Source organism: Staphylococcus sp. ACRSN (assembly GCF_022346615.1).
Taxonomy (GTDB): Bacteria; Bacillota; Bacilli; order Staphylococcales; family Staphylococcaceae; genus Staphylococcus.
In genome coordinates this window covers 1-6,902 of sequence record NZ_JAKRNS010000024.1, presented here as the reverse complement: position 1 = coordinate 6,902, position 6,902 = coordinate 1, and the positions used below count along the sequence as shown (strand labels likewise).

The window sequence follows — 6,902 nt, the reverse complement described above, 5'->3', positions numbered from 1 at the left end:
TTCTAGTTGAGAACATTTACATTTTTTTAAATATAAAATACTGTGCTTATATTGATTTGTCATTATTTCGCATAACAAATTATAGTCCTTTAATTCTGATTTTAATTGTTTAAAGTAATCTTTTGACCAATAAAAAAGATCTGCTGCTTCTTGATCTGACATAAAAGTAAAGTAATGGTTTTTATCATTCTTCATACCATTTTTAATACTTATTTTTAATTTATCGTGTAAAAAAATATAGAGTTTAAATGCGTCTGTACTCATATTAATATAATAGTCCGTATACATTAATATTTTAGGAGCTAAACAATAATCTAAACTGTTAGTGTCATTATCTGTATAATATATATTTGACATGGTTTACACCACTTTCTAAATAATTGGTTATGTTCATCCTTTTGCTACCATTTCCTGAAAAAGCCAAAATTATACGTTTGCTTTTATAAACAATTTACTCAATGATTGCTTGATTACTAAGTTAATATTTTGTGGTCTTTCAGCTAGTCTCCTCATAAAATAACCATACCAATCTTTTCCATATGGCATATAAACACAAACTTGAAATCCTTGTTTAACTAATGATTCTTGCAAATTCGTCCTAAATCCATATAGCATTTGAAATTCAAATTTATTTTTATCAATCCGATTATCTTCAATATATTTGATTAACTCATTGATTATATTGTGATCATGTGTTGCAATTGAAGTGAATTTACCATTCATTAAATGTGCTTTACATAATTTTAGATAGTGTTTATCTATATCCTTTGATGATTGAAAAGCCACATTTGAATTTTCCTTATAGGCACCTTTAACAATTCTTAATCTCATATCTTTATTACAATTAATATCTTTATCAGTTCTAAAAAGTGCTGCTTGTATTACAGTACCAAAATTACTATATTGTGATTTGCAAGCTCGAATAATTTGCCAACTAGAATCAAGATGCTGATAGTCCTCCATATCAATATTAATAAATACCTTTGATTCGTAAGCACATTGTAAAATTTCAATTAAATGTTTTTCACACAATTCTAAACTAATGTCTAAACCTATTTGAGTAAGCTTTAAAGAAATATGACCATTTAAGTTTTTTTCATTAATTTTTTCTATGACTTTAATAATATTTGTAGTTGCCTTTCGTGCTTCGTCTTCAAAATAAACAAATTCGCCTAAGTTATCTATGGTAACTGCAATATTATTTTCATTTAAGTGTGAAACATTAGTTTCTAATTCACTTAAATTTGTTCCAGCAATAAATGATCTAATACCTATTTTCGGCCCCATTTTATTAGCGATTTTATTTATATTTGAATTTTGGGATAATGAAAAGAGACACGATTTAATAACTGTCATAGAATACCTCCTTAAATTTTGCAATATACAACTTTCATTCAAAAACAACCAATATTCATAAAGATATTATCTTTATTAGCTACATCATATATCGGTAAATTGTAAAAATAAAATTTAAGGTAATAAATATTACATAATATGTAATATTAACTGACAATAAAGTGAATTTGTTAAGTTTCATAACAAACCTTTTAAAGTAAAAAAACACTACCCTTTTATCTTATTAAAGACTTGAGGATAGTATTTTTGTAAAGTTACTAACATTTTTTAATTGAATAATTGTTTCTAATTTTATCTGTTGAATATTAATCGCTAGCAGTAGTGTCACCAGTAGTAAGGCCATCTGTTTTTCTAATATTCAATTCTCTATTTTGATTTTTTTCATCTTCTTTTCCGTATTTCACTTTGTATGATGTATCTGTATCAGAAATTGCTCCAATTTTTATCTTTATATTTCTAAATCCTAATACGCGTTTCGCAACTGCTTCCGCTTCAGCTTTATTTTTAATACCATCACTAAAGTCTACTTCATTATTTTTGGCTTCTACATTTTCTATTCCTTCAATTTCACCATTTTGTCCAGTAAAGATTTTAATCATAAATTTATTATTCTTATCATCATCATAAATATAATTTCCTGAATCATCCTTACTTGTAGCTTGTCCATAATAGCTAGTAAATGATTGTATTGTTGTATCTTTAGGTATAACGAAGAAACGCTTAACTTTTCCTTCCTTGTATGTAATACCAATATCACCATATTTAGTTACTTCTTCATTATCAATATCACTCACTTTTTTACCTTTACCATATTTATTTTCTATTTTATTTTTACTATCTCCTACCGCTATATTTTTATAGGAATGTACTCTATTTTTATTCATATACGTTTGATGAAAATCTTGAGTCAAAACATTAATTTTAGGAACATCTTTTTTTGAAGTATTACTATTATGCTGCTGCTTTACATTACCTGAATCAGCAAAGCTATTAGCTATAAATTTATAAGCACCAAATAGAATAGCTATAACAATCAGGAAAAAAATTAAGAATGAAAAGATAATTATAATATATTTAGTGATACTCCTTTGCTTAGATTCAAAATTTTCATGCTGAAGTTGATTTTTTATATTTGCCTTTTTCTTATTATTCAATTTTACTCCCCTTTTCTCTTCTATATATTAATCATATTATAATCATACAATTTAATACTAACAACCTTGTAGCAATTATAAAATTTAATTATTAAATTTTGAGATATTCATTAAAAATTATTGAAAAGTTACTTTGGTTATTTATAATAATGAACAAAGAAGGAGTTGATTATTTGAACTTTGATAACAAATCGATTATTTCAATTTATGCCGCACAACAAATATTCACTGCACAAGCTATACCAGGCATACTAACCTTGTATTCAGACAAAATTGTCTTTAACGCTACGGATTTAAAAAAAGGTAACAACTTAACTAATACTTTTGAAATAAATAATATCTGTAAATTAAACTTACATCGTGGATTATTATTGAGTAAGATTTATTTAACAGATAGTAGCAATGAGATTTGGAACTTCAAACACATTAACAATAATGATGCCAAATCATTTTTATCAAAATATAATGCCTTAGTTTCCAAGTTAAAATAACTTTTTCTAAAAATATAAACGATAAAATTGAGTAATAATGTTCCAAATATTTCTTAATCATAATTATCTCTAATTTCAATTATAACTAAACTATAATATAATTATATTGAAGCTATAGGAAAGTGAGATTTAAAAAAATGAACGCAATATGGACTGTATTTAAAGAACATATCAAAAACATTTATCTTATTAAAAGATTAGCAGAATTCCAATTACGTATATCAAATCACAGTAATTACTTAGGTATTGCATGGGAATTGATAAATCCTGCTATGCAAATTGCTGTGTATTGGTTTGTATTTGGTTTAGGTTTCCGAAGTAATCGTATGATGGAAGGTGTTCCTTTCATTTATTGGTTAATTGTTGGTATTAGTATGTGGTTCTTCGTTAACCAAGGTGTATTAGAAGGTACTAAAGCGATCGCTTCAAAATTCAATCAAGTGGCAAAAATGAATTTTCCAATTTCAATAATCCCCAGTTATATCGTGGTCAGTCGATTTTATGGACATATCGGTTTATTAATATTAGTTATGATGATTTGTTTCTTTGGTGGCTATCATCCTAGTATATATACTTTACAACTACTATTATACGTACCTTTTTCATTATTATTGACTATGGCTATCGCATTGGTCACATCAACACTTGGTGTACTTATAAGAGATACTCAAATGATAATGCAATCACTTATGAGAATTATCTTTTTTGTTTCATCTATTTTATACCTACCTAATAATGCTATTGTAGAAAAAGTCATGCAATTTAATCCAATCTATTTTTTAGCAGAAGGATATAGAGCAGCAGTATTGCATCATGAATGGTATTTTATTACTCATTGGCATATAGCAATCTATAATGTTGTATTGGTACTTGTACTATTTATTATCGGGTCAATTCTTCACATGCGATATAGAGATCACTTTGCTGATTTTATGTAAAAATAAAGCGAACCCAACTCATAGGTTGGGTTCGCCTTTTTAATGATATATAATTTTTAGCTCATCCTCATCATAATTATCTATTGAACTAGCTAAATACACATGTGTTTTTAAAGTTAATGTTTTGGGCTTTTGCTTTAAATCTTCATAACTAACGTTAAAGGTAAAACTTTTATTCAAATTTTCTTTTTCGCTAACTTTTATTAATTCTTTAATTTCAAATTGATCAACTACATTTTCTAATATTTTAAAATCACTCGTTGCGTCGTCATTTTTAATTTTTTCAATCAATTTTAATTCTATCTTATCTATTACTTCTTCAGTTGCGCCACCTTTAATATAAATCGTTCCTGATAACTTACCATTTATTTTTATTTTATCGCCTTTAACTTTCGTATCTACTTTTAAATTATTCACACCAAAAGAACTCAATAATTTTTCAAACATAAAGCATCACCTCACTTAACGCTACCCATTTCTATTTCTCTTTAATCTAATTAAATTAATGAAAGTGCTGTTAGTCTTTGAGTAATATTTTAAGTATTTTAATAACTGTTATCTTATTTAAAATATCACTAAATACCTAATCAATTTTTTTAACAAATATTTAAACCCAATGCTGTACTGAACCCCAAAAGTTGTAATTTGGTTTTAGTATAATATTTCAAAAGTTTGTTTCCTAAAATTTTTAGGAGACAATCCTTTTAATTTTGATTTAATACAATAATAGAGTCTTTCAATTCAAAATTGTAGTTTAACTTAATCAATTTTTTCATTATTTCTTGAAGAAAAAATATATTCTTGTTTCTTATCTTTTTAATTATCCATTTAACAAATGAATTGCATGTGATACACTCATTATCAAATATAATCACCTTTTTGTTTAATATTCATGTACCTTTTCTCTCTTATTTTTCTGTAAAGCTTCTTATATTGAAAATCATTAATAAATAATAAATCTAAGGAAATCATAATTAGTCCAAATGTAACTAATCCCATAAATAAAATTATACTAATGTGAAATCCAATACTTCCAATCACAACAATTAATTTTGTTATTCTGTTAAAAATCAAAACTGGGAAAAGCATCTGCATAAATATTGCAGAATAACTAATTATAAGTAGTAGAAGTGTACTATTTATAACAAAATTGAATAACCCCTTTACCCACGCCATTGTGAAAGTATCTATTTGAAATATGTAGTATGGAGCAATCCCACTAAACCACATATCTCCTCTAGCTTTTGCAAAACCCGCGAAAAAGTATAGAACACATACTTGAAATAAAATCAAAAATAAAAATATATTATGGATACAATTTTTAAATTGTGAACAATTTCCACCTTGATATAAAGAAAAATATTGGGCATTTCGGGTGAAAATCATGTAAAATAAAACAATAATTAATATGTTATTACCACCATCTAATATATAATTATTAAACCCATACAACAGATAAATCATTATGTATATATAAATATTGAAAATAATACTTTCTACACCTAATATGTATATGATACATGATAATACTAAAACGAAATAGAATATATTTATGCCTACATGATTTAAGTGAATATGTGTTGTATTAAACAAGCTATTTTCCCAAAGATCAAATCTCGTTTGAAAATTTGCAAGTAATATAAGTAAGGTAATTACACCTATAGCAATCCTGACTATACTTAATCCTATTAAGTTATAGGACCTCAAAGTTATAAAATCAATATACTTATTTATCATTTTCACTGTATTTACTCCAATCTTTTGTGGCATAAATTGGCAATTTTTCAATTCTAATTTCATTTTTAGACTTCTTATCTCCAACTTCTGGAAAATATTCAATTTCATAAGCAATCTGCATAAATTTAGGATCCACCGAATTTTTTGCTAGTTCTTTATAAACAAATTTATATAAATCATTTACCTTTTTATCTTTTTTCTGTTCCTCATATGAAATTATCTTCTCATTTTTCAATTCTATAGCTTCTAATACATCTGATTCTAACTGTGTAATGATAGTATTCTTATAAAAGCTTTTATGTAGATATCTGTGTCTAAAATCTGATTGATAATATTTAGTAAGATTCGTCCATTTAGCATTTTTTAATTGTTCTTCTGAATCTGCATATCTAACATTTATAGAGTTATTAGTTTTTACAGGTGTGGGTGCAAAAAGTGTCCAATTTTGTTCAAATAATGGAAGCATATAAAAATCAGAATACTTACTGTGCTTCTCCTTGTAAGGGTTATCTGGTAGATTATAAATAAAAGTGTTATAAATATGGATTATTGCTATAAAAGATACAATACAAATTATTACCTTTCTCATATTTTTAAATCTCCTTGACAGTTAAAAGGATTAGTAACAAGCAGAATAGCCTGCTGATGCTCCTCGTTTTTTTCCTGTGCCTTTACCTACTTTCTTAGCAGATTCTTGTGAGCGCTTCCACCCACCTTTGACAGCGGCTTTACCTACATCATAAGCTACGCCACTTGCTATTATGTTCCCTGCCCACTTAGCTACTGAACCTAAAGCTCTTGGCTCAGCACTATTTGAATTTGTATTAGCACTAAACGTATCTTTACTTTCTATATTATTACATTGAAAGGCTTTTATATCATTAGTACTTTTTGAATTAAATTGTAAAAATAGTGCAAAAGCAACTACGGAACACAAAGAAATAATAATTCTCTTCATCATAATTTCTCACCCTTTTCTAATTCTTCTGTTATTATATGTATAAACAATATTAAAAGATTTTAATTAAAATCTTTTAATTATAAAATAGCATAATAGATTACATTTTACAATAAGGAGTGAATGAATTTTGAAAAACATAATTTTTAACATAATTTTATGGATTTTTTTCTTACGGTTTATATACATATCCATTGAATGGTTTTCTGGTAATAGTAATCTATCGCCATTTATAATATTTATGTATTTTGTTTTAATAATAGGATTA

At 26.1% G+C, this 6,902-nt stretch carries 8 protein-coding genes; 2 read left to right on the top strand and 6 right to left on the bottom strand.

Annotation, left to right across the window (positions count from 1 at the left end; all coding sequences use genetic code 11):
- From MHZ36_RS14205 to MHZ36_RS14195, 3 genes are all read right to left on the bottom strand, one after another.
- A partial coding sequence (locus tag MHZ36_RS14205) for a replication initiator protein A (RefSeq protein ID WP_239232320.1) occupies positions 1-357 on the bottom strand: 357 nt, incomplete at its 3' end.
- Between the two features lie 69 nt (positions 358-426).
- Positions 427-1,356, bottom strand: coding sequence for a proline dehydrogenase family protein (locus MHZ36_RS14200; RefSeq protein WP_239232319.1), 930 nt, complete (start codon positions 1,354-1,356; stop codon positions 427-429).
- 305 nt (positions 1,357-1,661) lie between these two features.
- Entirely contained in the window at positions 1,662-2,510 is an 849-nt protein-coding gene (locus MHZ36_RS14195) for a hypothetical protein (RefSeq protein WP_239232318.1), read from the bottom strand.
- A gap of 173 nt (positions 2,511-2,683) precedes the next feature.
- Between MHZ36_RS14195 and MHZ36_RS14190 the strand changes: the two genes are divergently transcribed.
- Both MHZ36_RS14190 and MHZ36_RS14185 read left to right on the top strand, forming a co-directional pair.
- A complete protein-coding gene (locus MHZ36_RS14190; protein ID WP_239232317.1) occupies positions 2,684-3,001 on the top strand; it encodes a hypothetical protein in 318 nt (105 codons plus the stop codon).
- A gap of 137 nt (positions 3,002-3,138) precedes the next feature.
- On the top strand, positions 3,139-3,939 hold the full coding sequence (locus tag MHZ36_RS14185) for an ABC transporter permease (RefSeq protein WP_239232316.1): 801 nt from the start codon (positions 3,139-3,141) through the stop codon (positions 3,937-3,939).
- A gap of 39 nt (positions 3,940-3,978) precedes the next feature.
- Here the strand turns inward: MHZ36_RS14185 and MHZ36_RS14180 are convergent, their stop codons facing one another.
- From MHZ36_RS14180 to MHZ36_RS14170, 3 genes are all read right to left on the bottom strand, one after another.
- A complete protein-coding gene (locus tag MHZ36_RS14180) occupies positions 3,979-4,386 on the bottom strand; it encodes a sporulation protein (RefSeq protein WP_239232315.1) in 408 nt (135 codons plus the stop codon).
- Positions 4,387-5,665: 1,279 nt separating this feature from the next.
- Complete coding sequence (locus tag MHZ36_RS14175; protein ID WP_239232314.1) at positions 5,666-6,265, bottom strand: DUF5819 family protein; 600 nt, start codon at positions 6,263-6,265, stop codon at positions 5,666-5,668.
- Positions 6,266-6,295: 30 nt separating this feature from the next.
- Positions 6,296-6,637 (bottom strand): hypothetical protein, encoded by a 342-nt coding sequence (locus MHZ36_RS14170; RefSeq protein WP_239232313.1) that lies wholly within the window; start codon positions 6,635-6,637, stop codon positions 6,296-6,298.
- Positions 6,638-6,902 lie beyond the last annotated feature (265 nt).